Below are 25,880 nucleotides of genomic sequence, written 5' to 3' on the forward strand. Positions count from 1 at the left end.
CACCCGCACCGCGAAACTTCTGGTCAGTTAACCTTAGTAAGACAGCACAATACTGTCAGGTTTTCGTTGACAGAAGCGGCTTGTTAGTGAGGCTAAACTGTTGTTGCGTCGTTACATACTGCCTTAAAGTCATATAAAACGCACCGTAATTATTACCCATACACTGGTGCAATGACTGTTTATTCGCATCTTACGCTGCCACGGCGCAGATAATGCGCCGTGGCAGCGTAATAATTACACGGCCTTAACGTCGATAGCTTCGCCCTGCATACGTTTACGCAGCGTGCGCTTGGTGCGGTCGATAACATCACCGGCCAGCTGACCACAGGCGGCATCAATATCGTCACCGCGGGTTTTACGCACGATAGTGGTGAAGCCGTACTCCATCAGTACCTTGGAGAAACGGTCGATACGGCTGTTTGAGCTACGGCCATACGGCGCGCCCGGGAACGGGTTCCATGGGATCAGGTTGATCTTGCATGGCGTATCTTTCAGCAGTGCCGCCAGCTCGTGCGCATGCTCGGTGCCGTCGTTGACGTGGTCCAGCATGACGTACTCAATGGTGACGCGTCCCTGGTTAGCGTTGGACTTCGAAATGTAGCCCCGCACCGAGTTCAGGAAGGTTTCGATATTGTACTTCTTGTTGATTGGCACGATCTCATCACGGATGGCATCGTTCGGCGCATGCAGCGAAATCGCCAGCGCAACGTCAATCATATCGCCGAGCTTGTCCAGCGCAGGTACAACACCTGAGGTGGAGAGCGTCACGCGACGTTTGGACAGGCCAAAACCGAAGTCATCGAGCATGATTTCCATCGCCGGAACCACATTAGTGAGGTTCAGCAGCGGTTCGCCCATCCCCATCATCACCACGTTAGTGATAGGACGGGTGCCGGTCACTTTTGCCGCGCCGACGATCTTCGCCGCACGCCAGACCTGGCCGATGATTTCCGACACGCGCAGGTTACGGTTAAAGCCCTGCTGCGCCGTGGAGCAGAACTTGCACTCCAGCGCACAACCGACCTGGGAAGAGACGCACAGCGTGGCGCGGTCATCTTCCGGGATATAGACCGTTTCAACGCGCTGATCGCCTACGGCAATCGCCCATTTGATGGTGCCGTCAGCTGAACGCTGCTCTTCCACCACTTCCGGGGCGCGGATTTCGGCTACTTCTTTGAGTTTGTTGCGCAGGACCTTGTTGATGTCTGTCATGTCATCAAAGTTATCGCTGCAATAGTGATACATCCATTTCATAACCTGGTCGGCACGAAACGGCTTCTCGCCCATCTCTTTGAAGAACTCGCGCATCTGCTGACGGTTCAGGTCCAGCAGGTTGATTTTTCCATTTTTATTTGGAACCGCAGGAACGGCGACTTCGGAGGTATTAACTAGTTCAGACATAATATATTCCGGCCTCGTTGTTACACGTTATGGCCCGTGGAGGGTTAAAAAGAAACGCCCCGGCAAGCAGTCTGCTCATCCGGGGCGTTGCATTGTACAAAGTCTGGCGCAGGGATGCCACGTCTGCACGCGGCATTTACGAAAATAATGTGTAAACGAAACCGTTAAATTAACGGGTACGCGGACACACTTCGCCTTCTGCGAAGAAGAACGCGATTTCGCGCGCAGCAGATTCTACGGAGTCGGAACCGTGGGTGCCGTTCTCGGTGAAGCTGTCAGCGTAATCGGCGCGCAGAGTACCCGCCAGAGCGTTGTCCGGGTTGGTTGCACCCAGCAGATCGCGGTGACGCTGAACGGCATTTTCGCCTTCCAGTACGGAAACCACGATTGGGCCAGAGGTCATGAACTCAACCAGGCCGTCGAAGAATGGGCGACCTTCGTGCTCAGCATAGAAACCGCGAGCCTGCTCAACGGTCAGATGCAGCATTTTGGTACCAACGATTTTGAACCCTGCCGCTTCAAAGCGAGCAAAGATGCTGCCAATAACGTTTTTTGCCACCGCGTTTGGTTTGATGATGGAAAAAGTACGTTCAATAGCCATGATTACCTCTGTGATTTGTTCTGTTGTTTTGCATTCATGCGAAATATATGGCGCGGATTATAATGAGCATTCACGCCATTGCCTATGGATGCATGTAACATTTTTTTAAAATAAGACGAGTTTTAACAACAGATCGTGGCTAAAACCTGTTTTATTTACTGCAACGTAAAATCTACGGTTGCCACCTGCCCCGCCTCATCCATCACCAGCAGTTGATAATCACCTGCATTTTCAAGATGCAGTGTGTACGTCCGCCCCTGCGCATTCAGCGGTTCACCATTGAGGAACCACCAGCGGGCCCCGTCGCTTCCACTGGCCTGCAGCGGTAAGGACACGCGCGCCTCCCCCGGCAGACGCTTAATCACCGCTCCCTGGCGAATGCCTGAAAGGATCAGCGGTGCCGGGAAGGCCTGGCCGAGCGGCGGGCAGGTTGCAGATGCCGCCGGGATACGCGCAGACCGCCGTTCCGCCTGCGGTAGCCACGGCTCCAGCGGCAGCGGCCAGACGTCGAGGGTGCGTTCCTGTGCCTGCGGGCAATCCGCCGCCACGCGTTGACCGCTGTTATCCAGCCAGACAGGGAACCGAATCCCGCGGATGCCCTCCTGCTCCGGCAGCAACAGCGTCGGCGGCTGGCTCCCCTCAAGCAGCCAGGTCGCGAGGCGGCGGCGACAGTTGCTGTCCCCGTCAGGCAGGGACTGCCCGCCCGGCCAGCAAATCACGCCGCGGCTCACCGAGGCCGGACGCGGATCGCGCGGCAGGCGCGCCTCATCCAGCGCCGAGCGCGACTGCAGCAGGTTGTTGACCTGATTTAACACCGGAACCGCGCTGGCAAAACCAAACTGCCCGGCCACCGGCGTGCCGTCCGGTCTGCCGGTCCAGATGCCGATCACGTAGCGCGCATTCAGCCCTATCGCCCAGGCATCGCGGTAGCCATAGCTGGTACCGGTTTTTATCGCCAGAGGCACCACCTGGGCAAGCGCGCTGTCCGGCAGCGGCTGTGCCTCGTTGGCCAGAATACGGCGGATGATCCACGCCGCACCGGGCGACAGCAGGGGCCGTTCAACCAGCGGGTCGCCCGGCTGCATGCGCAGTCTTCCTGCCCGTCCCTGACGGGCAAAGGCGCTGTATGCCGCGGCGATATCTTCCAGACGTGCCCCGGCGCCGCCCAGGATCAGGGAGAGGTTCGGCTGAGCGCCTGCGGGAAGCAGCAGCGGTAATCCGGCATTGCGCAACATTCCGGCAAACTTTTTCGGCCCGTAGGCTTCCAGCACCTGCACGGCGGGCAGGTTAAGGGATCGCACCAGCGCCTCGCTCATGCTGATCGGGCCATGAAAACCGCTGTCAAAATTCCCGGGACGATAATCGCCGGTGCGGCGCGGAACATCCTGCAGCAGCGAGGCCGGGTGGATCAGCCCATCGTCCATCGCCAGGCCGTAGACAAAAGGCTTAAGCACCGATCCCGGAGATCGGATCGCCGAGATCATATCCACATGGCTGAAACGGCTGTCGTCGGTAATGTCGACTGATCCAACCCAGCCGCGCACCTTCATATCGCTGTGATCGACAACGATCATTGCCAGCGAACTGCGGGGCGGTAGCCGGGATTTCCAGTTCAGCGCCAGCTCCTCCAGTTGGCGCTGCAGCGTGGCATCAAGGGTTGTCACCACTTTGGTGTCACGGCTTTTGCCGAGCATCATGCGTGAGAACAGCGGCGCCAGCTGCGGCATTTGCCGGGGGGCCAGCCATACCGGCTCCTCCTGCGACTCGCTTACCTGACGCGCGGGCCAGACGCCCTGCGAGGCCATGCGTTTGAGGACTTTATTACGTGCCGCCTCGGCGCGCTCCGGCCAGCGATCCGGGCGCAAACGGCTCGGGGCCTGCGGCAGGACGGCAAGCAGCGCGGCTTCGGAATAGCTCAGCTGCGCAGGGGCTTTCCCCAGGTAGGCCCAGCTGGCGGCTCCCACCCCCTGCAGCGTGCCGCCAAAGGGGGCGCGGTTCAGATAGAGGGTCAGGATTTCACGTTTGGAGAGGTGCCACTCCAGCTGGAGCGCGCGCCAGAGCTGACGCACTTTGCCGCCCAGGGTGCGGGGATGGGGATCCAGCAGGCGGGCTACCTGCATGGTCAGCGTACTGCCGCCCGACACCACCTTCCCGGCAGTCAGATCCTGCCAGGCGGCACGCAGCACCGAGAACGGGTTAACGCCAGGATGATCCCAGAACCAGCGATCTTCATACTGGATCAGGGCCTCGAGATAGCGCGGCGAGACCTCTTCGATGGTGACCGGATAGCGCCAGATCCCGTCGCGATCGGCAAATCGCCACAGCGGGATCCCCTTTTCATCCACTACCACCCGGGCGGGATTGACCTCGTGTAGCGGCAGTGGCCACAGGCGATCGGCAGCAATGACGCCGCCCCACAGCAGAAGTATCGCCCCCGCCAGCCATAGCCAGCGGGAGCCTGTCCATTTCCGATACTGCACGTTACGGAACGACGATCAGCGGGCCGCTGGCCGCACCCGTTGCCCGCCACTGCGGCACGTACATCGATTCCACCAGCGGCACGGGCACCGCATAGGTTCCCGGCGTGACGGCGCGGGCCAGATAGACCAGCGTCACCGGCTGGCCTTCATTGACCGGCACGGCGGCGACAAAGCGATCGTCGCGGAACTCCATATGCTGAATGTCGGCCTGCTGCATCTGGCTGAGCAGGTTTTGCACCTCGCTGCCGCTCTCCTGCAGGCTGGCGCTGCTGCTGGCCAGGTTCTGGTTTTCCAGCTCCAGCCCGGCAGGCAACAGGTCAACTACCAGGGCATCCGGCACGTTCTGGCTGGCGGTCACGTTCAGCCAGACCAGCACCAGCTCGCCGCTCTTCAGGGAGGAGAGGGATTTACTGCTGCCATCGGTCGCCAGAATCTGACGTTCAATTTTCAGCACGTTAGAAGCAGGCTGCGGCGCGTATTGTGGATAGCCGCTGCTGTCCAGGCGCACCCACAGCGGCGCAGTGCCGGTATTGGTAACCTGCAGGGCGGCCAGCCGATCGGCATCGAGGTTCTGCACCTGCGGTTTGTCACCACGGACGTTGCCTTCCGCCAGCGTGGTAGTGGCCTGCCACGCCCCGGAAAGAGTCTGCAGGGAACGACCCGCCAGGAACAGGGCATTGCTCTCCTGGGTAGAGAGCCAGCGCTGGCTGAACGCCTGCTGAGACAGGACGTTCAGCAGCGTGCTCTGGGCATCCGGCAGCAGGTTGTACTCTTCCAGCAGGCTCAGCATCATCGCGTTATCACGCAGTGGACTCCCGTAATCGGCCATCCAGCTCTGCGTTTCGCTGCGCGGTGTTTTGAGGGCCAGATCCAGCGCCTGCTGGCTGCGCGGCGCATCGCCCATCAGCTTCAGCGCCAGCCCCAGCTGCATCAGCGGCAGGCCCGATTTTGCCTGCGCACGACGCTCCCAGATTTCGCGCAATGCCCCGAGAGGGGCTTTCTGCTGACGTGCCAGCACCAGCGCAGCATAGGCCTGGATCGCAAACTTGCTGCCCTGAATATCGTCGCTGTAGCGGACCGCCATCATGCCCGGATCCTGCAGGTAGCGCAGCAGGCGGTTGTTGGCATTGTTAACGGCATCCGCCGGCACGCTGTAGCCCTGCTCACCCGCGCGCACCAGGAAATCGGTGACGTAGGCGGTGAGCCAGTACTCTTCCGGCCCCTCGTTATCCCACAGGGCGAAGCCGCCGTCGTTACGCTGCATCTGCAGCAGGCGGGAGATGCCGATCTCAATGGCTGCCCGACGCTTCTCGTCGCTGTCGCCCTTAATACCCAGCGCGTTCAGCTGTGCGGCACTGGTATAGAGCGACGGGAACAGGCCGCTGGCGGTCTGCTCCAGACAGCCATACGGATAGGCCTGCAGTTCACGAATGTAACGGGCCAGGTTGAGCGGCGGCTTGCCGCTGAGCATAAGCTGCCCCTGTAACGTCACCGGTGAGAAATTAGCGAGATGCTGTTCCGGCGCGTGCCAGCTTTCACCCGGTTTGAGCATCGTACCGGTATTCACCGTTTGCGCCGGGAACGCCGGACGCACGCCGATTTTCCAGCTCTTCTGCTGTGGCGCAAAGGTTTCACCCGGGAGCGTCAGGCCGCTGACCTGGGCGGCGACTTCGCCCTCGCCGTAACCCTCCAGCGCCCGCACCGGAATAAACAGCGTCGTGCGTTCACCGGCCGCCAGCTGCACCGGCTGCGGCTGGGCGCCTTCCAGCGCCAGATTGCCGCCGGCGGTCAGCGCCACGTTCAGGGTCTGAGGGCGATCGGTAAGGTTGGTCAGATCCAGCGTCAGCCTGGCGTTATCGCCGCTGGCAAGGAAGCGCGGGGTATTCAGCTCGGTAATCACGGGTGCGGCAACGACCACTTTGCTCTCACTGCTGCCGAAATCGTCATCGGTCCAGGCCTGGGCCATCAGACGCAGCTCGCCGTTAAAGTCGCCAATCGGCAACGAAACGGTGCCCTCGCCATTGGCGTCCAGCTCCACCGGCTGTGCCTGCTGGGCGATGATGGTGACATGGTTGACCGGCGGTTTACCGCCACGTTTGAGCTCATCGCCATCACCGCCAAAGCGCAGCGATGCCAGCCGCCCCTGACCTTCAATTACCTGGCCGTAGATATCGTAGATGTCCGCGCCATAGCGCTTCTGACCAAAGAATGCCTGCCACGGATCGGGGGTGACGTAATCGGTAATGTTGAGTACGCCGCTGTCCACCGCCGAGACCAGCACGTTGATTTTCTGCGGGGTCGCCCCCTCTTTCACGCTGGCTTTCACTTTGACCGCAAGGGTCTGGTTTGGCCGCATTTTTTGCGGGTTGTCCAGGGCAATACTCAGGCGACGGCTCTCATCGCCCATCGGCAGATGCAGCAGGCCCACCGCCCGTTTTGGCGTGGCCGATTTGGATTTATCGCCAGGGCGAACCACCAGCGTGGAAAGATAGAGATCGTGACGTTTCCAGGCTTTATCCACCGGGATGGTCATATCCAGCCCCTCAGCCGGGACGTCGATCTCCTTCCACCACAGCGGCCCTTCGCTGGATTCGATCATCGCATAGCCTTTCCCTGCCGCCGGAGCGGCAATGTGCAGCTTGATGGTCTCCCCGGGCTGATAGGCCGGTTTATCCAGCTTCATCGTCACCCGGTCCGGACGTGCCGCCCCGGTGCCGTCACTGTTGTCCTGCCAGCTGTAGCCTGCCCAGAAGCGCACGCTGCTGATCGCCTCATCCGGGGCTTTCACCTCCAGACGATAGGAGCCCCACTCCACCGGGAAGCTCACTTTTCCGGTCTCGTCGGCGGCCAGGTCCAGCGCCTGTTCGCCCTCAATCAGATCTTTTTGATCAAACTGCGACTGCCAGCCGTCGCTCTCGGACCAGTTCCAGGAGTAGTCGCGGCGCTCACGGATCAGGCGCACCTGCAGGCCAGAGACCGCTTTTTTCGCCCCGCTGGCATCGGCATAAACAATATCGAACCCGGCCTGGCTGTTCTCCTCGACAATCGGCTGGTTGACGGTGGTATCGGTGCGGTAGTCATAGACCGCTTTGCTGGCGAACTGCGGACGGATGCCCGGCAGGGTCGCCGCTGGCCAGACGGCCTGCTCCGCCCGTCGGGTGACAGGTCGGCCGCCGGACTCCAGCAGGCTGGCCTGCAAAACCACCTGCAACGGGGAGTGAGTCTCTTTCCACTGGCTGTCGCTGCTCACCTGCCCGCGCCCCCGATCGTTGAGGGTCAGCTGCACTTCATCGAGGCTGCGGCTCAGGTTCTCTTCGGCAATATCCCCGAACTGGAAGCCCGGCAGGGCGGCCACGGCTTCCCGTAGCGGACGCAGGAAGAGCTGCCCCTGCAGGCTGTTGCCGTTGGCGGGCGCACCGTACAGGTAATACCCCGTCACATCGAACGCGACAGGATCCTGCGGTGAAACCGGCGTTTTTTGCCCGGCAATATTGAGCGCCATGCGCTCTGGCATAAAGTCTTCGACGTGGAAATCCCACATCCGCTGCTGGTTATCCCCGGTGCTGGCGCGGACATGCCACATCCCGGTTTGCGCCCCGCTATCAAGCTGATAGTCAAAGCGGTAAAGGCCGTTTGCAGGCTGGCTGACCAGGGTGCGCGCCACCTGGCCGTCCGGGCGCAGCACCTCCAGCTTCACCGGCTGGTCGGGGAGCGGTTTGCCGTCGCTGTCGCGCAGCAGGCCGTTGAGGATCACCGTTTCGCCCGGGCGGTAGAGATCCCGCGGGCCAAACATAAAGAACTGTTTAGTGAAGCCAGGCGCGCCGGAGATGGCAAACTCCGCCAGATCCAGCGCCGGAAGAGTGAGATCCAGCAGCGTGGTCTGCCCGTCCTTGCGGGCGAGGAGCAGCGCCGCCTCTTTGTCGGTCTGCAGCGTCGCGTGGCCGTCAGCGTCACTGGTGGCCTGCGCCAGCGTCTGCCCTTTATCGTTGAGCAGCTGCACTTCGATTGCCGATTGCGCCGCACCGTTCTCCAGGCTCTGGGTAAAGATATCCAGCCGGTTATGGTAGCGGTGTGCGGAGAGACCAATATCGCTGAGGGTAAACAGGGTGGCGGCGTTACTGTAGTTGTAATGCCCGGCCTGATTCATCACCGCGATATAGACGCCCGCCTGCTGTAACGGCTTGATATCCGCCAGCGGCAGGAGCAGTTTTTCACGGGTATTACGCGCCGGGTTAAGGTCGAAACGGCCGGTGTAGACCAGATCCGCCATCTTCAGCAGATTGTCGGACTCCCAGTTGGTGAGCGAGTTGCGGTACTCCCACTGGCTGACAAAGGCGGCTAATGATTCAGGTTTAACCCGGTAGAAATTCACATCGACGTTATTCACGTTCAGCGCCATCACCGGCAGCCCTTCCACCACCTTACCCGGCAGCAGCGAGCCGCGGCTGGCAAAACCGACGCTCGGCTCAATGTCGCGGGTGGTAATGGCTTTTTCGACGTCGCTGCCAAAGGTGTTTTTGTTCAGCGCCAGCAGATCGCGCTCGACGGTGACCACCAGGTTGCGGTTCGGCTCCAGATGGCGCAGGCGCAGCTCTTTCAGATTCGGCGCCAGCTCCCAGGCGCCATCAACCTTGCCGCTTTTTTTGTCGACCACGTGCACCGTCCGGGCGAAATCCTGCGATGGATCGAGCGGCACCGAGAAGGTCAGCACCAGGGCAGCGGCCCCGTCCAGCTGGATCTCAGACGCATCCAGCAGGGTCAGCGTTTTACCCATGCTTTGCGCGGCCAGTTTCTCCAGCGTGGCGTTGTCCGGCTTTGCCGGCGCAGAGGCAGGCGCTGGCGTAGAGGTGGAAGCGGTAGCTGTGGCGGGTGCCGCTGAAGAGGTCTTGTCGTCACTGTCATCACAGCCGACAAGCGTGATGGTGGTAAGCAGCGCTAATGACAGCGCGGCAAGGCGAAACGGTTTCATCCTTTATCCCTGGCCTTGCGGGCCTGTTGGTCGTCGTCGGGATAAGTATTATCCGCAAGTTTCATTAATACAAAAGTGTCGATTTCAATTCTGGACAGCGTCTCGCAAAGTTTTCTGCGTGGATAACATTCTGGCTGCTGGCGCGATCACAGCGTTAAAGGTTACATGTAACCTTTAACGTCATTTGTTTTTAAAACAACAAGATAGCTGGCTAAGTTCGCGTTTGCCCTGCTAATTTTAACGTTATGACGCACCCTGAGTGCGCGGTTCAATAAGAGAGAACGTCATGAAACGAGCCGTGAACGCCCTACAAAATTTCGGAAAATCACTGTACGGACCGGTACTTATCCTGCCTATTGTCGGTCTTTTCATTGCTTTTGGTAATGTGTTGGGTAACGGCGCCCTTGCCGGTTATCTGCCGTTCCTCGGCCATCCGCTGATCCAGAGCATCGGCCAGCTGATTTCAAAATCCGCCGTCTCGGTGCTGGTGAACCTGGCGCTGGTGTTTGCCGTGGGCATCCCCATCGGTCTGGCAACGCGTGACAAAGGTTACGCGGCGCTGATAGGCCTGGTGACCTTCGTGGTGTTTATTAACGCCATGAACGTGACCCTGAATTTGCAGGGCGCGCTGGCCCCGGCGGACCAGATGAAAGCCGCCGGACAGAGCATGGTGTTAGGCGTGCAGGTGCTGGAGATGGGCGTGTTTGCCGGGATCCTCACCGGGGCGCTGTCGGGCTATCTGTATAACAAATACTCCGGCGTGCAGTTCAACGGCGCGATGGCGATCTACTCGGGGCACTGCTTCGTCGCCATCATTATGCTCCCGGTCTCCATGCTGCTGGGGGTGGTGATGAGTGAGCTATGGCCGTTTGCCCAGAACGGGATCAGCGCCATGGCCTTAGCCATTAAAGGCTCCGGGGCGTTTGGGGTAGCGATTTACGGCTTCCTTGAGCGCATCCTGGTGCCGACCGGCCTGCACCATCTGGTCTACACCCCATTCCTCTATACCGAGCTGGGCGGCACCCAGGAGGTCTGCGGCGCAACCTATCAGGGCGCGCGCAATATCTACTTTGCCGAGATGGCCTGCCCGGAGGTGAAGCAGCTCAGCAGCACCGCGGTGTGGGATGCCCGCGGCATCAGCAAAATGTTTGGCCTGCCTGCCGCCGCGCTGGCGATGTATGTCACCGCCAAACCGGAGCGTAAAGCCGCAGCGAAAGCGATTCTGATCCCGGCGGCGCTCACCTCCCTGCTGGTGGGGGTGACCGAGCCGATCGAGTTCTCCTTCCTGTTCGTCGCCCCGCTGCTGTTTGTGGTGCACGCGGTGCTGACCGGGATCGGCATGATGCTCTTTTATCTGCTGGGGGTGCACGCCATCGGGGCCAACGGCATCATCGATTTCATTCTTTATAACCTGCCGCTGGGCACCGAAAAATCCAACTGGCCGATGTACATCCTGGTCGGGCTGATCATGTTCGCCCTCTACTTCGCGATCTTCCGCTTCCTGATCCTGCATTTCCGCATGAAGACGCCGGGACGCGAAGAAGAGGATCAGGAGACCCGTCTGTACAGCAAGCAGGAGTACCAGGCGAAAGGCAGCAATGATGGTCTGGGCGAGGCGATTGTGGTCGGCCTCGGCGGACGCGAAAACATCGAGGTGGTGGATAACTGCTACACCCGTCTTCGCGTCACGGTGAAAGACGTTGCCATCATCGACGAGCCACGGCTTAAGGCGACGGGCGCGAAAGGCATTATCAAGCAAGGTAACAACGTTCAGGTGGTCTACGGGCTGCATGTCAAAAAAATGCGAGAAGCGGTCGAGACGGTTCTCTGAAGGAGATAAACATGATTACACCCCCATTTATTCTCTCTATCGCCGGTGGCGGCAGCACCTATACGCCCGGGATTGTGAAAAGCCTGATGGTACAGCTGGATAAATTCCCGCTGGCGGAAATTCGCCTCTACGACATTGATGCCGCGCGGCAAAACACCATCGCGCCGGTGGTGGAGAAGGTCATTCGCGATCACAGCCAGAGCATCAAATTTACCGTTACCAGCGACCCGGAAGTGGCGTTCAGCGGGGCCCATTTCGTCTTCGCCCAGATGCGCGTCGGCCAGTACAAAATGCGCGAGCAGGATGAGAAGATCCCCTTGCGTCATGGGGTGGTCGGTCAGGAGACCTGCGGCCCGGGCGGGCTGGCCTATGGCCTGCGTACTATCCTGCCGATGGTTGAGCTGATCGACATGGTTGACCGCTATGCCCATGAGAAGGCGTGGATCGTCAACTACTCCAATCCGGCGGCCATCGTCGCCGAGGGCGTACGTCGCCTGCGTCCGGACGCCCGGGTACTGAACATTTGCGATATGCCGGTAGCGGCGATGCGTAACATGGGGGCCATTCTGGGTGTGGATCGCCACAAGCTGGAGGTGGACTACTTCGGTCTGAACCATTTCGGCTGGTTTACCCGCGTGCTGGTGGACGGCGAGGATAAACTGCCGGAGCTGCGTCGCCATGTCGCAAAATTTGGTCTGCTGACCGAAGATGCGGCCAAAACTGACCCGCAGCACTCGGATCCGTCGTGGGTGAAAACCTGGCGCAACATCAAACCGATCATGGATAACTTCCCGGAGTATCTGCCGAACCCGTATCTGCAGTACTACCTGATGCCGAATCAGATCGTGGATCACCAGAATCCGGACTATACCCGCGCCAACGAAGTGATGAACGGTCGCGAGAAAAAGCTGTTTGCCGCCGCACAAGAGTATAAACAGACCGGGATCCTGCCGGATGCATTCCACGTGGGGGTGCACGGCGAGTTTATCGTGGATGTGGCCCGCTCGCTGGCGTTTAACCTGCGCCAGCGCCATCTGGTGATGGTGGAAAACCGGGGGGCGATCGTCAACCTGCCGTACGACGCGATGGTTGAGGTCCCGGCCTATATTACAAGCGAAGGTCCAGAGCCGATCCGCATCGGCCGGGTGCCGCTGTTCCACCAGACTCTGCTGCAACAGCAGCTGGCCTCGGAGCAGCTGCTGGTGGAAGCCACCATCGAAGGCAGCTATGAGAAAGCCTTACAGGCGTTCACCCTGAACCGCACCGTGCCAACCATGGAACATGCCAAAGCGATTCTGGATGAGATGATTGAGGCCAACCGGGAATACTGGCCTGCGCTGCAAAAAGCCTGGCAGGATGGGGAAGCGGTGAAAAAATAAGGGCTTGCTCCCGAGTTGAACGTGGTTCGCTTGTCGGTGTCAGAAAAAACACCGACAATCCATCAATGGATTCATTTATGGAGGCACCCATGTCCACCTCATATTTTGTCGCAGCCGACTGGCTGATTGAGCACAGTGATGACCCTGAAGTCCAGATCCTCGACGCGCGCATGGCGCCGCCTGGCCAGGAGCATCGTGACGTTTCTGCCGAATACCGCGCCGGGCATCTGCCGGGGGCGGTATTTTTTGATATTGAAGCCCTCTCCGATCATACCTCTCCCCTGCCGCACATGATGCCGCGCCCGGAAGCTTTTGCGGTGGCAATGCGCGAGCTGGGCGTCAGCCACGACAAGCATCTGGTGATTTACGATGAAGGGAATCTCTTCTCCGCTCCACGGGCGTGGTGGATGCTGAAAACCTTCGGCGTGGAAAAGGTGTCGATTCTGGCAGGCGGTCTTGCCGGCTGGCAGCGGGCCGAGTTACCTCTCCAGCAGGGCGATGTCTCCCTGCCGGACGGCGACTTTGAAGCCACCTTCGATGCCGGGGCGATCAAGCGTGTCACCGACGTGCTGCTGGCAAGCCACGAGCAGACCGCGCAGATTGTCGATGCCCGCCCGGCCCCGCGCTTTAACGCGGAAGCCGACGAGCCGCGCCCGGGCCTTAAGCGCGGCCATATCCCTGGCGCGCGTAACGTGCCCTGGGGCGATCTGGTGTTTGAGGGTGAACTGAAAACCACCGACGAGCTGCGTGAAATTTTCTCTCGCCAGGGCGTGGATCTGCATCAGCCGGTCGTTGCCAGCTGCGGCTCCGGCGTCACCGCCTGTGTCGTTATTCTGGCGCTGGCGACCCTCGGCAAAACCGACGTCACGCTGTACGACGGCGCGTGGAGTGAATGGGGTGCCCGGGACGATCTGCCGGTTGAACCGTCCCGGTAATGGATAACCGTCTGGCGACACTGTTAACGCGCGGGGAGTCTCTGACCCGCGCAGAGTATCGCGTGCTGGCCCATCTCACCGAGCATCCGCTGCTGGTGGGCCAGATCACCGTACGGGAGCTGGCTCAGGCGACCTTTGTCTCCACCGCCACTATTATGCGCCTGTGCCGCAAGCTGGGGTTCAGCGGCTTTAGCGAGTTTATCTGGCACTGCAAGCAGCTGTTGAGCGATACCCCGCACATTGCCGCCGAAACCCGGCAACCTGCGGAATTACCCGCCCTGTTTAATCAGTTTATCGCCAATTATCAGCAGACCTTTCAGTGGGCAACGGCGGAGAAACGCCGCCGGTTTGCCGGGCTGCTGCGCGACAAGGAGAGCTTTTTCCTCTACGGCGCGGGCTTCTCCTATCTGTTTGCCGAGTACCTGACCAAGAAACTGCAGGTGCTGGGCAAGACGGCATTTATCTCCGGCCCTGGCGACAGCCGCAACATCTTTCTCAGCAACGCCTCGCGCTATCAGGTGTTCATCGCGGTCTCGCGCAGCGGGGAAACGGAGCAGGTGCTGGATAAGGCGCGGATCGCGCAGAACGTGGGGATGACGGTGGTGGCTTTTACCCGGGCGTCGGCGAATACCCTGGCGGGGATGGCGGATCTGCATTTTGCCTTATACGACGAAGCGGTGCATTTCGCTGCCGAGGCCGCAGGAGTGACATCGTTTGAGTCGAACCTGGTGCTGCTGATGGATTTACTGCTGCTGGAGGCAACGGGGTGAGTGTTCACCCCGCAAAGGCTCAGATAATACGGTTGTTTTTGAAATCGCGCAGGAAGCCACCCCAGCGGCGCTCATAGAAGGGCGTGATGTGCTCGGTGATAAAGTGGCTGATGCCCTTCTCGCCTTTTACTACCCGGCAGATATCGATGGGCTCGTCGCCCGGCAGGGTGTCGGTCGCCACGCTGCCCGCGGCCTGGATGATGTCGTCGATCTCGCCATCCGCCTCAATGCCAATCAGCAGTACCGGCTGTTCGTCGGCCTGCTCTTTGATCGAGCAGAGAAACGCGCGCTTGACCGGTTTGATGGTTTTGAACAGGGTGGTCAGGGAGTCGATCATCTGTGCCGGTGGCTCGGCCACTTCCGACAGCAGCAGCGACTCACCGCCCTCCAGCACCTCCTGGGTGCTGAGCGGGTTACCCTCTTCGCCAATCAGGTGGCTGATTTCGCGCGGGGTGAACTCTTTCCCGGTCGGCAGTTTGGCGTTCAGAAACAGGGTTTCGCCCAGCGTCATCTCAAACAGGGTGCGCACCGGCATCACCACGAACGCCTGCTCATCTTCAACCGCTTCCTGTAAGGCTTCAAGGGAGGAGAAGAACGGGATCACCGAGGTGCCGTCATCTTTTTCCCAGTGCAGCAGATCCAGGGCGCTGTCCTCAACAACCTGCTCACCTTCCGCGGCGGTGCCAGGCACCCAGACGGTGGACTCCAGCAGCGTGCGGAAAAATGCCGGACGATGGGCAGGCTCGGTGGCCGCTTTTTCCAGCAAAGTTTCTAATTCGTTTTTGGTTTCTGACATAGTTTCGTTACTTCAAAATCGCCCGGCGGCGCTATGCTTGCACGGGCCTACGGGTTTTGTAGGCCGGGTAAGCGCAGCGCCACCCGGCAAGACGGTAATCTGTAGGCCCGGCAAGCGCAGCGCCGCCGGGCAAGTCAATTACTCTGCGGTCAACAGGTTCGCGATGGTCCGCACACCCAGACCGGTCGCACCGGCGGACCACTGCTCAACCGCCGCTTTGCGGTAGGTAGCGGAGCAGTCGATATGCAGCCAGCCTTCACGATAGTTCTCAACGAAGTGCGACAGGAAACCGGCGGCGGTGCTCGCCCCTGCCGGGTAGGCCGCGCTGGCGGTGTTGTTCAGTTCGGCGAAGTTCGACGGCAGCTGGCTGCGGTGGAACTCGGCCAGCGGCAGACGCCAGAACGGTTCGTTCTCGGCGGCAGCGCTTGCCAGCACACGGTTCGCCAGCTTGTCGTCAAAGCTGAACAGCGCGTGGTAGTCGTTGCCCAGCGCGGTTTTCGCCGCCCCGGTCAGGGTTGCCATATCTATGATCAGCTCTGGTTTTTGCGCACAAGCGTCAATCAGGCCATCGGCCAGCACCAGACGGCCTTCGGCGTCGGTGTTCATCACTTCGACGTTCTTGCCGTTGCGGTAGCGAATGATGTCGCCCAGCTTGAAGGCGTTACCGCTGACCATGTTGTCGGCGCAGCACAGGTACAGCTTCACGCGTTTATTCAGGCCGCGGGTGATGGCAAAAGCCAGCGCGCCGGTAATGGTAGCCGCGCCGCCCATGTCGGACTTCATCGAGTCCATGAACGCGCTCTGCTTCAGGCTGTAACCGCCGGTATCGAAAGTGATACCTTTCCCGACCAGGCAGGCGAATACCGGTGCCGCTTTATCACCGGTTGGGTTGTAATCCAGCGCCAGCAGCACAGGAGGACGCTCGGAGCCGCGGCCAACGGTGTGGATGCCCATGTAGTTCTGCTCGCGCAGATCTTCGCCTTTGGTGATGCGGTAAGACATCTTGTCGCCAGCGACTTTGCTCAGCAGATCCACCGCGCGCTGCGCCAGCTGTTCCGGGCCTAACTCTTCCGCCGGGGCGTTGATGGTATCGCGCACCCAGTCGATGATGGTCAGACGGCTTTCCAGCTCTGTCTTTCCTGCGTCGTCGAGGTTCGCCCACTCAATCTTACGGGTGCCTTTTGGACCTTTATAGCCCGCCCAGAATGCCCAGCTGCGATCGGTGTCCCAGCCTTCGCCGTCGAGACACACATGTTTAATGCCCAGGCCGTCAATTTTCCGCGCCGCGCGCTGGATCAGACCGACATCGTCGCTGCCGTTCAGGTGCAGGGTAATACCGTCATTGTTGATGCTGTAAGTGGCTTTTTCACCCCAGCGCGCATCGGCAGGCTGAGTAGAGAGCGTAATCTTCATCGCTTCGGTCATTTTTATTTATCCTTATTAGCAACAAGCAAACGGGCCGCCTGAAGGCAGCCCGTTACGTTTTTATTCTGCTTCGTCCAGCCAGACTAACAGAATCGCCTCCAGAATTTTTTCATTGGATGCGTTGGGATCGTCGTCAAACTCTTCCAGATCGCAAATCCACTGATGCATATCGGTGAAGCGTACGGTCTTCGGATCGAGATCCGGATTAGCGTCGTACAGCGCCTCGCCGATTTCACGGCTGTCAGTCCACTTCAGTCCCATATTAATGCTCGCGTGCGTGGTTAAGCGTATAACGCGGAAGTTCGACCACCAGATCTTCATCGGTGACGCGCGCCTGACAGCTCAGACGGCTTTCCGGCTCCAGACCCCATGCTTTATCCAGCATGTCGTCTTCATCTTCTGTGCTCTCCGCAAGAGAGTCAAAACCCTCGCGGACGATGCAGTGGCAGGTCGTGCAGGCACAGGATTTTTCACAGGCGTGTTCCACTTCGATACCGTTACGCAGGGCAACGTTAAGGATGGTTTCGCCGGTCTCAGCTTCCAGAACTGCGCCATCCGGACAGAGGTCCGCATGAGGCAAAATAACAATCTTTGGCATATTAAACCTCGTCCACGGAGTGGCCTTTCAGCGCGGTACGGACAGACTGGTCCATGCGGCGAGCGGCGAACTCCTGGGTTTGCTTATCAACGTTTTTAATCGCTTGTTCTATGGCGTCAGCGTCATTGCCAACCGCCACCGCGCTCAGTTGCGCGACGGCGTCGTCAATGGCCTGACGTTCTGCGGCGCTTAACAGCGCGGCATCAGCAGTGAGTGCGCTGTTCAGGCTTTCCAGCACGCGTGCGGCTTCAACTTTCTGTTCCGCCAGCATACGCGCCTTCACATCCTGCGCAGCAAAACTCATTGAGTCCTGAATCATGGTGGCGATTTCGCCATCGGTCAGACCGTAGGACGGTTTCACCTGGATGGAGGATTCGACACCGGTCGATTTTTCCATCGCCGTGACGCTCAGCAGGCCATCTGCATCCACCTGGAAGGTGACGCGGATATGCGCCCCGCCCGCAGGCAGTGCCGGGATCCCGCGCAGCGCGAAACGCGCCAGCGAACGGCAGTCCTGGACCAGCTCGCGCTCGCCCTGCAGCACGTGGATCGACATCGCGGTCTGGCCGTCTTTAAAGGTGGTGAACTCCTGCGCGCGCGCCACCGGAATGGTGGTGTTACGCGGGATCACTTTCTCCACCAGGCCGCCCATGGTTTCTAACCCGAGGGACAGCGGGATCACGTCCAGCAGCAGCATTTCGCTGTCCGGCTTGTTACCGACCAGGATATCGGCCTGGATGGCGGCGCCAATGGCGACCACTTTATCCGGATCGATAGAGGTTAATGGCGTGCGGCCAAAGAATTCGCCCACGCGTTCGCGTACCAGTGGAACGCGGGTCGAACCGCCGACCATGACAACGTCCAGCACCTCTTCTGCTTCCACGCCCGCATCTTTCAGCGCGCGACGGCAGGCCAGCAGGGTGCGTTTCACCAGCGGGGCGATCAGCGCATTGAACTGTTCACGGCTGATGTCGCCTTTCCAGCCCGCGACCTCAACGGTCACGGAGGCAGCATCGCTGAGGGCGATTTTGGCGGCAATGGCCGCGTCCAGCAGCTGACGTTGCAGACGCGCGTCACTGCGATCGGATATCCCCGCCTGCTCGCAGATGTGATCCGCCAGCAGATGGTCAAAGTCGTCGCCACCGAGGGCAGAGTCGCCGCCGGTCGCCAGCACTTCAAACACCCCGCGGCTTAAGCGCAGAATCGAAATATCAAAGGTCCCGCCGCCGAGATCGAAGACCGCAATCACCCCTTCCTGACCGGAGTCGAGGCCATAGGCAATGGCGGCAGCCGTCGGCTCGTTAAGCAGACGCAGCACGTGCAGGCCCGCCAGACGCGCCGCGTCTTTGGTGCCCTGACGCTGGGCGTCATCGAAATAGGCCGGAACGGTGATCACTACGCCATCCAGCTCGCCTTCCAGGGTCGCGGTTGCGCGGGCGGCCAGCGCCTTAAGGATATCGGCAGAGACGCGGATCGGGTTCAGTAAACCCGCGGCGGTGGCGATCATCGGCAGGCCATTTTCACTTGCCTGCAGCTGATACGGCAGATGCGGATAACGGCTCTGGATGTCTGCCAGCGAGCGGCCCATCATGCGTTTTACCGAGCTGATGGTGTTGGCCGGATCCTGGGCTGCGTTGGCGCGGGCATCAAAGCCCACGCTGTGGCCCTGGGGCTGATAGTGGACCACAGAGGGCAGCAGGTGTTGACCCTGCGCATCCGCCAGCGTCTCAGCCTGGCCGCTGCGCACGGTCGCCACCAGCGAGTTGGTGGTGCCTAAGTCGATGCCTACCGCCAGACGACGCTGGTGCGGTGCGGCACTTAAGCCCGGCTCACTAATTTGTAATAAGGCCATAATTGCTTCCGAAATTAAAAATCGAGCAGCTTTTCTTCGAGTTGTTCAGCACTGCTTCGCAGTTTATCGAGAAAACGCAGCTTGCGAACGCTGTCCGCCGCCACGTCCCACGTCTCGTTATTCAATTGGTCAACCATCTGTTGATGGCGGGTATCGAACATCCCTTTTACGCGCTTAATAAAGCGCTCAAGACGGGCTTCGTCTTTGGCCTGTTCGATCTCATCCAGCTCTTCACGCAGCTCCAGCTGTTCCATCAGGAAGGCGGTGTCGCGGACGGTGTGTTGCTCGCTGGAGAGATCAAACCCGTGGCGCGAAAGCAGATATTCTGCCCGACTCAGCGGATTGCGCAGGGTTTGCCACGCCTGATTGATGGTCGCAGAGTGCTGCACCGCCGCCAGCTGTTCCGCCTGCGTACCGCTGGCGAACTTATCCGGGTGATACTGACGTTGCAGATCCTGGAAACGGGCCGCCAGCGCCTGAGTATCAATTTCATACCCGGCTGGTAACCCAAAGAGGGTGAAGTAATCCATAACAATCTCAGGGTTAGCTGATTAAAACAAACCCCACACACAGTCTGGCTGCGGTGGGGTTAGCAGGTGATACGCAATTAAACGTGGAAGCTTTCGCCGCAGCCGCACTCGTCTTTAACGTTCGGGTTAGTAAATTTAAACCCTTCGTTGAGGCCTTCTTTTACAAAGTCCAGCTGAGTGCCGTTCAGGAACTGCAGGCTTTTACCATCGACCACCACCTTCACGCCTTTGTCTTCGAATACGGTATCTTCCGCCGCAGGTTCGTCAACAAATTCCAGTACATACGCCATACCGGAACAGCCGGAGGTGCGTACACCCAGTCGCAGGCCGAAGCCTTTGCCACGGTTTGCCAGGAAGGAGCTTACTCGCGCGGCAGCGCTGTCGCTAAGGGTAATCGACATAACAACCTCAACTAATTATTTTGCTTCACGTTTGCTTTTGTAATCCGCGATTGCAGCTTTAATCGCATCTTCCGCCAGGATAGAGCAGTGAATTTTCACCGGCGGCAGTTCGAGTTCGTCAGCAATATCGGTATTTTTAATCGCCTGCGCTTCGTCCAGAGATTTGCCCTTCACCCACTCGGTGACCAGGGAGCTGGAGGCGATTGCGGAACCGCAACCGTAAGTCTTGAAGCGCGCGTCTTCAATGATACCTTCATTGTTGACTTTAATCTGCAACTTCATCACGTCGCCACAGGCCGGTGCACCCACCATGCCGCTGCCTACGCTGTCGTCGCTGTTGTCGAAGGAGCCCACGTTACGTGGATTCTCGTAATGATCGATAACTTTTTCGCTGTATGCCATGTTGAATTCTCCTTACAAACCGATTAGTGATGTGACCATTCAATGCTGTTCAGATCCACGCCTTCTTTGAACATTTCCCACAGTGGAGAGAGTTCACGCAGACGGCCAATGGAGTTGCGAACCAGTTTGATGGTGTAGTCAATCTCTTCATCGGTAGTGAAACGACCTAAAGAGAAGCGGATAGAGCTGTGTGCCAGTTCGTCGGTCATGCCCAGCGCACGCAGTACGTAGGACGGCTCCAGGCTTGCGGAAGTACACGCAGAACCGGAAGAGACGGCCAGATCTTTCAGGGCCATGATCAGCGACTCGCCTTCAACATAGTTGAAGCTGACGTTAAGAATGTTCGGTGCGCCCTGCTCGAGATCGCCGTTCAGGTAGACCTCTTCCATATCCTTCACGCCTTCCCACAGACGGTTGCGCAGCGTACGCAGGCGCGCCATCTCGGTTTCCATCTCTTCTTTGGCGATACGGTAGGCTTCACCCATACCCACGATCTGGTGAACAGGCAGAGTACCGGAACGCATGCCGCGCTCGTGACCGCCGCCGTGCATCTGGGATTCGATACGGATACGTGGCTTACGACGCACGTACAGCGCGCCAATGCCTTTCGGGCCATAGATTTTGTGGCCGGAGAAGGACATCAGGTCCACTTTCAGCTGGCTCAGGTCGATAGGCAGTTTGCCCACGCTCTGGGTCGCATCAACGTGGTAGATGATACCGCGCGCACGGCACAGTTCGCCGATAGTGGCGATATCCTGCACCACGCCGATTTCGTTGTTGACGTGCATGATGGAGACCAGAATGGTGTCATCACGCATTGCCGCTTCGAGCTCTTTCAGGTCGATGATACCGTTGCGCTGCGGCGCGAGGTAGGTCACTTCAAACCCTTCACGCTCCAGCTGGCGACAGGTGTCCAGCACGGCTTTGTGTTCGGTTTTGCTGGTGATGATGTGCTTGCCTTTTTTCTGATAGAAATTGGCCGCACCTTTGATCGCCAGGTTATCGGATTCGGTCGCGCCTGAGGTGAAAACAATTTCACGCGGATCGGCGCCAACCAGCTCGGCAATCTGATTACGGGCGATATCTACCGCCTCTTCAGCATGCCAGCCAAAACGGTGGGAGCGGGAAGCCGGGTTACCGAAGTTTCCGTCCAGGGTCAGACACTGCATCATTTTCTCGGCAACACGCGGGTCCACCGGCGTGGTTGCGGAGTAATCGAGATAGATAGGTAATTTCATTGCTCTTTAAACTCCGTACATCGCTTCAATGCAAGGAACCAGGCAACCGGCTGGATGTACGACCGGGTCATCGGGGCGCGCGAACGCCCCGGCCTGATTCTAAAATACTTATCGTTTTTTATTACGCGCGCAGTTTAACGTCGATAGCGTCTTGCGTGCGGGTATTACGATGGGACTCGTGCGAGTGCTGACGACCTGAGACGTCCAGCACTTCCTGGTTGTTAACCAGTTCACCAATGGTGATGTTATTCAGGAAGCCGGTCAGACGGTCGCTCAGATCGCGCCACAGCGCGTGAGTCAGACATTTATCGCCGCCCTGACAGCCGCCTTTACCCTGGCAACGGGTCGCGTCGACGGATTCGTCAACTGCGCTAATGACTTCGCCAACGGCAATACTGCCCGCGTCTTTACCTAACAGATATCCGCCGCCAGGACCGCGGACGCTGGAAACCAGGCCATTTTTACGCAGTCGGGAGAACAGCTGTTCCAGATAAGAGAGGGAAATTCCCTGACGTTCAGAAATATCAGCCAACGGAACCGGGCCCGATTCGGAGTTGAGCGCAACGTCCAGCATCGCGGTCACGGCATAACGCCCTTTAGATGTCAGTCTCATGTCTTACTTAACCTCAAACTCGCCCCTGCCCGGGGTTTTTTATTGTAAAGTGGGGGTATTGCATAGCAGGGCCAAGTCTGACATTCCCGACTAATTTGGTCAACTATTTACTTGACTGTTTTAGTCAGGTATTTAACCTTCTGTGCGCTCATGAGTTTTGCCCGGCGGCGCTTCGCTTGCACGGGCCTACGGTCTTGTAGGCCGGGTAAGCGCAGCGCCACCCGGCAAGCAAACGGCACTACTCTTTATTCTTCTGCTCAATCGACGCCAGAATACCGCGCAGGATGTTCAGCTCCTGGCTCTCCGGACGCGCGCGGGTAAAGAGGCGGCGCAGTCGGTTCATCACCTGCCCCGGATGCCCGGCGCGGATAAAGCCGGTGGCGAGCAGGGTCTGCTCCAGATGGCCATAGAAACGCTCCAGGTCATCCACCAGCGGATACGGGGTCTCTTCCGGCGCAGCGTAAGTCTCTTTCTCCTGCGTTGCCAGCCACGCCATCCGCACTTCGTAGGCAATAACCTGCACGGCCATCGCCAGGTTCAGCGAGCTGTACTCCGGGTTAGCGGCAATGGCGACGTGATAATGACACTTCTGCAGCTCGTCGTTGGTCAGCCCCACGCGCTCACGGCCAAACACCAGCGCCACCGGCGCATGCTGGCCTTCGGAAACGCTTTTCAGCCCGCATTCACGCGGATCCAGCATCGGCCACGGCAGGGTGCGCGAACGCGCGCTGGTTCCGACTACCAGACTGCAACCGGCTAAGGCTTCATCCAGGGTATCGACGATCTGCGCATTGCCAATCACGTCGCTGGCACCTGCGGCGAGCGCAATGGCCTGCGAGTCGGGTTTGACCAGCGGGTTAACCAGCCAGAGATTGGTTAAGCCCATGGTTTTCATAGCACGGGCCACGGAGCCCATATTGCCGGTATGCGATGTTTCGACCAGCACGATTCGGATATTTTGCAGCATAATTTTTCTGAGTCTGGAGAATATTCGGTGATGTTATCATAAACGGAAGACATATTCCGATCCCACTGCTATACTCTGCGCCGTTTTCGTATCCCCGTTCTTTAACATCCAGTGAGAGTAACCGATGCAACATCCTATGTTGACCATCGCCGTGCGCGCAGCGCGCAAGGCGGGTAATGTAATTGCCAAACACTACGAGACCCCAGATTCCGTAGAAACCAGCCAGAAAGGCAGCAATGACTTTGTGACTAACGTCGATAAAGCCGCAGAAGCGATTATTATCGAAACCATTCGCAAATCTTACCCGCAGCACACCATCATCACCGAAGAAAGCGGTGAGCATGCAGGCGAAGATCAGGATGTTCAGTGGGTTATCGATCCTCTGGATGGCACCACCAACTTCGTTAAACGTCTGCCACACTTCGCTGTCTCTATCGCCGTACGCATCAAAGGCCGTACTGAAGTGGCTGTGGTTTACGATCCAATGCGTAACGAACTCTTCACCGCAACCCGTGGTCAGGGCGCACAGCTGAACGGCTACCGTCTGCGCGGCACCAACGCTCGCGACCTCGACGGCACCATTCTGGCGACCGGTTTCCCGTTCAAAGCCAAACAGCACGCACCTGCCTACATGAAAATTCTGGGCAAACTGTTTACCGAGTGCGCTGACTTCCGCCGCACCGGTTCCGCTGCGCTGGACCTGGCCTACGTTGCCGCTGGCCGCGTGGACGGTTACTTTGAAATTGGCCTGAAGCCGTGGGACTTCGCTGCTGGCGAACTGATTGCCCGTGAAGCGGGTGCCCTGGTGTGCGATTTCACCGGTGGCCACAACTACATGCTGTCCGGCAACATCGTTGCAGGTAACCCACGCGTTGTGAAAGCGATGCTGGCGAACATGCGTGACGAACTGAGTGAAGCGCTGAAGCGTTAATTCTGGTTGTCTTGCCCGGTGGCGCTCGCGCTTACCGGGCCTACAAGACCGTAGGCCGGGCCAACGAAGTGCCGCCCGGCATTTTAAAACGGCCGCATTCCCCTGCCCACCGGCACCGCACTGATCCACATCATCACCGCCGCTACCAGCAATACCACTCCACCCGCTAATGCCAGCGTTGTCCATCCGATCTGTCGCCACAGTACCGGCGCTTTGTTGCCGCTAAGCCTGACCGCCAGCTGACGAAAGCCGTGCACCAGCAGCGCCAGCGAAGAGATGGTTAATCCCGTTCCCGCCGCCATCGCCAGCGCCGAAGCCACGCCCCAGCTGAACACGCCGATCACCTTACTGAACAGCAGCACCATAATCGCCCCGGAACAGGGTCGCATGCCCATGGACAGGATAATCATCATCCGCGCCCGCCAGTCGTCAGCGCGCTGGATCTGCGTCGGGCTCGGCAGATGCTGATGGCCGCAGCCGCAGTTTGCATCGTGGACGTGATGCGGAGTAAAGGCTTTAAAGGTCGGTTTACGCAGCAGGCCGCGCAGTTTTTTCAGCGCCCGCCAGCAGAGCATCAGCCCCAGCACGCCCACCAGGGCATAGCTTCCCTTCTCCAGCCAGAAGCTGCTCATATGCAGATCCCGCGCCGGGAGCTGCAGCAGCGTTAACACGCTTACCACCAGGGCGATCGCCACCACTCCCTGTAACAAAGAGGAGGCCAGGGTTAAGCCGATACTCGATTTCAGTTTTGAGGGATGGGTGGCAAGCCAGGTGGCGATGACAATTTTGCCGTGGCCCGGCCCCAGGGCGTGCAACACGCCGTATACAAAGCTGAATAGCAGCAGCGACCCACCCGCCGCCGTCGGATTGTCGGCCACCGCCTTCAGCAGGCCGCTCATCTGCTGGTTGACGTCCCGCTGCCAGAGAATGCTCTGGCGCATCACCTGCGGCCACGCCTGCCAGAGCCAGACAGCGCCCGCCACCGCCGCAACCAGAAACAGCCCCAGCGGCCAGAGATCCCACCCGCGCCGCGCGCGTACTACTGACATTGCAGGGTCACCGTCTGGGCAAACTGTTTGCCGAGATCCATGTCTTCCGGGGGCGCATCGTCTTTATCCAGCGAGCTGGCAAAGTTCAGCGTCTCATCGCTGGGCTCCGGGGTGTCCACGCTGACGGAACAGCTTTTTTGCAGCTCAGCAGGCAGCGACACATCGTCATCCTCGGCGTAGCTCATGTCCACGTAATAGGAGGGATCGAAGGTGGAGAAGGTATATTTTTGTCCGGCCAGCGGCTGAGGCTCCGCCAGCGGCAAAATAAAGGTCAGCACCGCCTGATGCTCCTGACGGGTCATGCCGTACTGGGTCGGCCGGTTGAGGAATTTCACCTTCTGCCCGTTATGCCAGAACTCGGTAAAGTAGTGCTGACCGAGCACGTTGGCCATGACTTCCGCCGCCAGCTTTTTCCAGATCTCATCCCCCGGCTTTGCGTTTCCGGCATCGTAAAGCAGATCGGCGGAGGTCAGCTCATCCATCGCCCAGCGCATCTTCAGCCCGGTAAGCTGGTTGTCTTTCACCATGATCTGCGTTTTCAGGGTGATAAAGCTGTGAGGGTGCGCGGCGGCGGTAAAAGACAAAACCGCCAAAAAAAGCGTCGTTGCGCTGCGTTTCACTGTTTGCATCTCATCCTCACGTCAAAAATTCTGTGATGTTCACCCGCATTCCTGAAGGAAAGCCCGGCATCACGTGCTATGGCGTACATCCT

The 25,880-nt window shown here is 59.1% G+C and carries 22 protein-coding genes; 5 read left to right on the forward strand and 17 right to left on the reverse strand.

Features of this window, described 5'->3' with window-relative positions; all coding sequences use genetic code 11:
* Window positions 1-234: 234 nt before the first annotated feature.
* The 4 genes from ES815_RS03845 to ES815_RS03860 all read right to left on the reverse strand — a co-directional run bounded on the left by ES815_RS03845 (window position 235) and on the right by ES815_RS03860 (window position 9,451).
* Window positions 235-1,401 carry a bifunctional tRNA (adenosine(37)-C2)-methyltransferase TrmG/ribosomal RNA large subunit methyltransferase RlmN gene (locus ES815_RS03845; protein ID WP_142486697.1) on the reverse strand — a complete coding sequence of 389 codons (1,167 nt, stop codon included), beginning with the start codon at window positions 1,399-1,401 and terminating at the stop codon, window positions 235-237.
* A gap of 169 nt (window positions 1,402-1,570) precedes the next feature.
* Window positions 1,571-2,002 carry a nucleoside-diphosphate kinase gene (gene ndk / locus ES815_RS03850; protein ID WP_032613104.1) on the reverse strand — a complete coding sequence of 144 codons (432 nt, stop codon included), beginning with the start codon at window positions 2,000-2,002 and terminating at the stop codon, window positions 1,571-1,573.
* Between the two features lie 155 nt (window positions 2,003-2,157).
* Complete coding sequence (gene pbpC / locus ES815_RS03855) at window positions 2,158-4,482, reverse strand: peptidoglycan glycosyltransferase PbpC (RefSeq protein WP_142486698.1); 2,325 nt, start codon at window positions 4,480-4,482, stop codon at window positions 2,158-2,160.
* A 1-nt stretch (window position 4,483) separates the two neighbouring features.
* Entirely contained in the window at window positions 4,484-9,451 is a 4,968-nt protein-coding gene (locus ES815_RS03860) for an alpha-2-macroglobulin family protein (protein ID WP_142486699.1), read from the reverse strand.
* A gap of 286 nt (window positions 9,452-9,737) precedes the next feature.
* Here ES815_RS03860 and ES815_RS03865 point away from each other — a divergent pair, with 286 nt between their 5' ends.
* From ES815_RS03865 to ES815_RS03880, 4 genes are all read left to right on the forward strand, one after another.
* A complete protein-coding gene (locus tag ES815_RS03865; protein ID WP_142486700.1) occupies window positions 9,738-11,282 on the forward strand; it encodes a PTS transporter subunit EIIC in 1,545 nt (514 codons plus the stop codon).
* An 11-nt stretch (window positions 11,283-11,293) separates the two neighbouring features.
* The gene (locus tag ES815_RS03870) at window positions 11,294-12,661 is read left to right on the forward strand and encodes a 6-phospho-alpha-glucosidase (RefSeq protein ID WP_142486701.1); all 1,368 of its coding nucleotides are present in this window, start codon (window positions 11,294-11,296) and stop codon (window positions 12,659-12,661) included.
* A gap of 89 nt (window positions 12,662-12,750) precedes the next feature.
* A complete protein-coding gene (gene sseA, locus ES815_RS03875) occupies window positions 12,751-13,596 on the forward strand; it encodes a 3-mercaptopyruvate sulfurtransferase (protein ID WP_142486702.1) in 846 nt (281 codons plus the stop codon).
* Entirely contained in the window at window positions 13,596-14,366 is a 771-nt protein-coding gene (locus ES815_RS03880; RefSeq protein WP_142486703.1) for a MurR/RpiR family transcriptional regulator, read from the forward strand. The genes sseA and ES815_RS03880 overlap by 1 nt, the downstream gene beginning before the upstream one ends.
* A gap of 19 nt (window positions 14,367-14,385) precedes the next feature.
* Here the strand turns inward: ES815_RS03880 and sseB are convergent, their stop codons facing one another.
* The 11 genes from sseB to trmJ all read right to left on the reverse strand — a co-directional run bounded on the left by sseB (window position 14,386) and on the right by trmJ (window position 23,188).
* Complete coding sequence (gene sseB / locus ES815_RS03885) at window positions 14,386-15,162, reverse strand: enhanced serine sensitivity protein SseB (RefSeq protein WP_142486704.1); 777 nt, start codon at window positions 15,160-15,162, stop codon at window positions 14,386-14,388.
* Window positions 15,163-15,300: 138 nt separating this feature from the next.
* The gene (pepB, locus tag ES815_RS03890) at window positions 15,301-16,587 is read right to left on the reverse strand and encodes an aminopeptidase PepB (RefSeq protein ID WP_142486705.1); all 1,287 of its coding nucleotides are present in this window, start codon (window positions 16,585-16,587) and stop codon (window positions 15,301-15,303) included.
* Between the two features lie 60 nt (window positions 16,588-16,647).
* A complete protein-coding gene (gene iscX / locus ES815_RS03895; RefSeq protein WP_032613119.1) occupies window positions 16,648-16,848 on the reverse strand; it encodes a Fe-S cluster assembly protein IscX in 201 nt (66 codons plus the stop codon).
* A gap of 1 nt (window position 16,849) precedes the next feature.
* Window positions 16,850-17,185 carry an ISC system 2Fe-2S type ferredoxin gene (gene fdx, locus ES815_RS03900; RefSeq protein WP_106994594.1) on the reverse strand — a complete coding sequence of 112 codons (336 nt, stop codon included), beginning with the start codon at window positions 17,183-17,185 and terminating at the stop codon, window positions 16,850-16,852.
* Window position 17,186: 1 nt separating this feature from the next.
* Complete coding sequence (gene hscA / locus ES815_RS03905) at window positions 17,187-19,037, reverse strand: Fe-S protein assembly chaperone HscA (RefSeq protein ID WP_142486706.1); 1,851 nt, start codon at window positions 19,035-19,037, stop codon at window positions 17,187-17,189.
* 14 nt (window positions 19,038-19,051) lie between these two features.
* Window positions 19,052-19,567, reverse strand: a complete 516-nt coding sequence (gene hscB, locus ES815_RS03910) for a co-chaperone HscB (RefSeq protein ID WP_039029730.1) — start codon at window positions 19,565-19,567, stop codon at window positions 19,052-19,054.
* 77 nt (window positions 19,568-19,644) lie between these two features.
* Window positions 19,645-19,968 carry an iron-sulfur cluster assembly protein IscA gene (gene iscA, locus ES815_RS03915; RefSeq protein ID WP_039029731.1) on the reverse strand — a complete coding sequence of 108 codons (324 nt, stop codon included), beginning with the start codon at window positions 19,966-19,968 and terminating at the stop codon, window positions 19,645-19,647.
* Window positions 19,969-19,983: 15 nt separating this feature from the next.
* A complete protein-coding gene (gene iscU, locus ES815_RS03920; RefSeq protein WP_004866383.1) occupies window positions 19,984-20,370 on the reverse strand; it encodes a Fe-S cluster assembly scaffold IscU in 387 nt (128 codons plus the stop codon).
* Window positions 20,371-20,393: 23 nt separating this feature from the next.
* Window positions 20,394-21,608, reverse strand: a complete 1,215-nt coding sequence (locus tag ES815_RS03925; RefSeq protein ID WP_142486707.1) for an IscS subfamily cysteine desulfurase — start codon at window positions 21,606-21,608, stop codon at window positions 20,394-20,396.
* 121 nt (window positions 21,609-21,729) lie between these two features.
* Entirely contained in the window at window positions 21,730-22,221 is a 492-nt protein-coding gene (gene iscR / locus ES815_RS03930; protein ID WP_142486708.1) for a Fe-S cluster assembly transcriptional regulator IscR, read from the reverse strand.
* Window positions 22,222-22,459: 238 nt separating this feature from the next.
* The gene (gene trmJ / locus ES815_RS03935) at window positions 22,460-23,188 is read right to left on the reverse strand and encodes a tRNA (cytosine(32)/uridine(32)-2'-O)-methyltransferase TrmJ (RefSeq protein WP_142486709.1); all 729 of its coding nucleotides are present in this window, start codon (window positions 23,186-23,188) and stop codon (window positions 22,460-22,462) included.
* A gap of 124 nt (window positions 23,189-23,312) precedes the next feature.
* On the opposite strand from trmJ, the gene suhB reads away from it, so the two are divergent.
* Window positions 23,313-24,119, forward strand: a complete 807-nt coding sequence (gene suhB / locus ES815_RS03940) for an inositol-1-monophosphatase (RefSeq protein ID WP_142486710.1) — start codon at window positions 23,313-23,315, stop codon at window positions 24,117-24,119.
* An 83-nt stretch (window positions 24,120-24,202) separates the two neighbouring features.
* Here suhB and ES815_RS03945 read toward each other — a convergent pair whose 3' ends face one another.
* Both ES815_RS03945 and ES815_RS03950 read right to left on the reverse strand, forming a co-directional pair.
* Complete coding sequence (locus ES815_RS03945) at window positions 24,203-25,168, reverse strand: nickel/cobalt transporter (protein ID WP_142486711.1); 966 nt, start codon at window positions 25,166-25,168, stop codon at window positions 24,203-24,205.
* Complete coding sequence (locus tag ES815_RS03950; RefSeq protein ID WP_142486712.1) at window positions 25,159-25,797, reverse strand: DUF1007 family protein; 639 nt, start codon at window positions 25,795-25,797, stop codon at window positions 25,159-25,161. Before ES815_RS03950 ends, ES815_RS03945 begins: the two co-directional genes overlap by 10 nt.
* Window positions 25,798-25,880 lie beyond the last annotated feature (83 nt).

It is taken from the genome of Leclercia adecarboxylata (assembly GCF_006874705.1).
GTDB lineage: Bacteria > Pseudomonadota > Gammaproteobacteria > Enterobacterales > Enterobacteriaceae > Enterobacter > Enterobacter adecarboxylatus_C.